The sequence below is a fragment of the Longimicrobiaceae bacterium genome (assembly GCA_035936415.1).
Taxonomy (GTDB): Bacteria; Gemmatimonadota; Gemmatimonadetes; order Longimicrobiales; family Longimicrobiaceae; genus JAFAYN01.
In genome coordinates, this window is the sequence record DASYWD010000343.1 from 1 (window position 1) to 3632 (window position 3632).

Annotated in this window: 3 protein-coding genes; 2 read left to right on the forward strand and 1 reads right to left on the reverse strand. The window is 72.9% G+C overall.

Annotated features, from left to right (window positions below; translation table 11 throughout):
• The first annotated feature begins 87 nt into the window (after positions 1-87).
• Positions 88-1773: an ATP-dependent DNA helicase RecQ gene (locus tag VGR37_14020; protein ID HEV2148515.1), complete on the forward strand. Its 1686-nt coding sequence runs from the start codon at positions 88-90 to the stop codon at positions 1771-1773.
• A 21-nt stretch (positions 1774-1794) separates the two neighbouring features.
• On the opposite strand, the gene VGR37_14025 is transcribed toward VGR37_14020, so the two are convergent.
• Positions 1795-2697, reverse strand: coding sequence for a diacylglycerol kinase family protein (locus VGR37_14025; GenBank protein HEV2148516.1), 903 nt, complete (start codon positions 2695-2697; stop codon positions 1795-1797).
• Between the two features lie 234 nt (positions 2698-2931).
• Between VGR37_14025 and VGR37_14030 the strand changes: the two genes are divergently transcribed.
• The gene (locus tag VGR37_14030; protein ID HEV2148517.1) at positions 2932-3582 is read left to right on the forward strand and encodes a hypothetical protein; all 651 of its coding nucleotides are present in this window, start codon (positions 2932-2934) and stop codon (positions 3580-3582) included.
• Positions 3583-3632 lie beyond the last annotated feature (50 nt).

The window sequence follows — 3632 nt, forward strand, 5'->3', positions numbered from 1 at the left end:
CCGTAACCTCCGGACCGGCACTCTGGTCTGGAGATTGCTCCTGCACCTGCGCAGACCTTTCGCCGGACACACCCACGAAGGACCGACGTGCCGACTGCAGCCGCCAGCGCCGACGCCCTCCGGATCACGCTCCGGACCAGCTTCGGCCTCGAAGAGTTCCGCCCCGGCCAGGAGCAGGTGATCCGCGCCGTCCTGGACGGCCGCGACGCCATCACGGTGATGCCCACCGGCGCCGGGAAGTCGCTGATCTACCAGCTCCCCGCCCTGCACCTCCCCGGCCTCACCCTGGTCGTCTCGCCGCTGATCGCGCTGATGAAGGACCAGACCGACAAGCTGGACGAGCTGGGGGTGGACGCTTTCACCATCAACTCCGGCCTCACGCACCGCCAGCAGGCCGCCAACGAGGAGGCCGTGGGGCGCGGCGAGGGGAAGATCCTCTACGTCACCCCGGAGCGCTTCCGCGACCGCGACTTCTTCGAGGTGCTCCTGGAACGGCAGGTGTCGCTCTTCGTGGTGGACGAGGCGCACTGCGTCTCGCAGTGGGGCCACGACTTCCGGCCGGACTACATGATGCTGGGCGCCATCGCCGAGCGGCTGGGGCGCCCGCCGATCCTGGCGCTGACCGCCACCGCCTCGCCCGAGGTGCGGGACGACGTCGCCCACCAGCTCCGCATGCGCGACCCGCTGGTGCTGGTCGCCGACCTGGTGCGCCCCAACCTGTTCTTCGAGGTGCTCCCCACCGTCAACGAGTCGGAGAAGGACGCGGCGCTGGACCGCATCCTCCGCAACGCGCCGGGGACGGGGATCGTGTACGTCGCCACGGTTAAGGAGGCCGAGCGGATCCACGAGGAGTTCGGGGAGCGGCACGTGCTGGCCCTGTACCACGGCAAGCTCCCCGCGAAGGAGCGGCACGAAGCGCAGGAGAAGTTCATGGCCGGCGAGGTGAAGGCGGTGGTGGCGACCAACGCCTTCGGGCTGGGGATCGACAAGCCGGACATCCGCTTCGTGGTGCACTACCACTTCCCCGGCTCGCTGGAGTCCTACTACCAGGAAGCGGGGCGCGCCGGCCGCGACGGCGAGACCTCCCGCTGCACCATCCTCTACCGGGTGGAGGACCAGGCGGTGCAGGGCTACTTCCTGGGGGGGAAGTACCCGGACATCACCGAGGCCGCGCAGGTGGCTCGGGTGGTGAACGCCATGCCGGCCGAGGAGCGGCGCCCGCTGGACGAGATCGCCGAGCTGGCGGACGTCCCCCGCCGCAAGGCCCGCATCGTCCTCACCCTGCTGAAGAGGCACGGGATGGTGCGCGAGCACCGCGGCGGCGCCTGGGAGCGGCTTGCGGAGGACGTGACCACCGCCGACCTCAGCCGGGAGCTGATCGACTACGAGGAGCGGCGCCGGCGCGACCGGGAGAAGCTGGAGAACATGATCGCCTACTGCCGCACGGCCCGGTGCCGGACGCGGATGATCCTGGACTACTTCGGCGAGGAGCACCCGGAGGGCTTCCGCTGCGGCCACTGCGACAACGACCTCGACCCGTCGCTGAACCCCGAGGCCGAGCGCGACGCCCTCCCCGCGGCCGCCGCGCCCGAGGCGGTGCCGGCGAACGGGAGCGGCGAGGACCAGCCGCACGCGATCTGGGCGGGCGAGGAGGTCCGCCACGAGACCTTCGGCGAGGGGGTGGTGCTGGAGGTGAGCCCCGACCGGGCGGAGGTGGACTTCGCCGGGCACGGCACGCGGACGGTGCGGCTGGAGTTCCTGGAGCGGGTCTGACCGGCGGCGTCCGGCGCCGCGTCAGCCCTCCGCGGCGAGGAGCCGCACCGTCCCCCACGGCTCGATGGAGACCGGCGTCGCCTCCACCGCGTCGCCGTTGACGTGCGCCTCCACCGCGCGCCCGTCGGCCGACTCCACCCGCAGGCGGCGGGCGCGCAGCGTGGCCGTCCCGGGAACGCGCAGGTGCAGGGCGCCCGGGAGCTCGATCCCCATCCAGAACCCCGCCATCGCCAGCCGCGACGCGCCCCGGAAGAGCACCACGTCCAGGAGGGCGTCCGCGGGGTCGGCTCCGGGCGCCACGGTGTGGTGCCCCGCGTAGTGCGGCGGGTTGGTCACCAGCACCTGCGTGGCGCCCAGGTCGAACCGGTTGCCGTGGTGGTCCACGCCCGTGGCGCGCAGCAGCGGGAACTCGTAGCGCGCCCACTCGGCCACCCCCTGGCCCCCCACCGCCAGCAGGCCGAGCCAGTCCTTGAGCGCCGTGCCCACGTTCCCGATGGCGCGCGCCTCGAAGCCCACCCCCACCCCCAGCAGCACCGCCCGCCCGCTCACCGACCAGGTCCGGAAGCGCCGGCTCGCCCGCGCGCGGGCGAGCGCCTCCACGGCCGCCAGCGGACCGCCGCGGATGCCGCACTCCAGCGCGATGACGTTGACGGTGCCGCTGGGGAGGATCCCGAGCGGCACGTCCGTGTCCACCAGCGCCGTCGCGGCCTGCGCCACGGTGCCGTCCCCCCCGCACACCCAGACCGCCTCCACCTCCGGCGCGAGGCCCTGCCGCACCAGCTGCGTGGCGTGGTCCTGCCCCCGGGTGGTCAGCAGCTCGGCCCGCCAGCCGCGGCGCTCCAGGGCGCGCAGGAGCCGCTCGGGGCGGGGGCGGCGCCACCACTGTCCGGCCGCCGGGTTGTAGACGAGAAGTGATCGCGGCATCGGGGATCCGGTTGGGGTCACGGCTCCTCCTGCAACCCTCCGGCCGCGGGTCCGGTCCGCCGGGCGCCGACCTATGTAGGAACTTTGCGGAATGTTTATTGCCCCCTCCCGGACCCACCTCGTCTGCCGCACAAATCCGGCATGCGCAAGCATGTGGCCGTGCTCGGCAGACCCGACCCGCCCATCCCCACCGTGGCCGGGTCGCGTATCCAGGTGGAAGCCAAGGAGGTGAGCATGACGTCACCAGACACGCGGACCCGATCGCTCGCACGCTTCGCCGGCACCCTCGCCGTCGCCGCGCTCGCCGCGGGGTGCGCGGACACCTCCACCCCGGTCGCGCCGGACGAGGCCGCGAGCCTCGCCCGGGGCGGGAGCAAGGTGGCGAACGCCGACTTCGTCGCGCAGCTCTCGCCGCTGAACGCGCACGCCACGAAGCGTGCGGCGACCGGCCGCGCAACGCTGACGGTGAACGGCGACATGGTCACCATCATGATCGACGCGAGGGGCGTGTTCCCCGCGGTGCACCCGCAGCACATCCACGGCTGGATGGGGGCGGCGCAGGACGCCACCTGCCCGTCGCCCACCGCGGACACGGATGGTGACGGGCTGGTCGAGCTCCTCGAGGGCCTCCCCTTCTACGGGCCGGTCCTCGTCCCGCTCGACTCGGACCTGTCGGCGGACGCTCCCGGGATGTTCCCGGTGGCGGGCAACGACTGGCGGTACCACTACTCGCAGACCATCAGCGTGATGGAGCTCAAGGCGCAGCTCGGCATCTCCGACCTGTCCATGCTGGACCGCTTCGCGATCGTGCTGCACGGCGCGATGGTGGACGGCACCTACCAGGCGGTGCTCCCCATCGCCTGCGGCGAGATCCGGATGCGATAGTCGGATCGGACCGGACGCAGAAGCGGCGGCGGCACCCCGGGGTGCCGCCG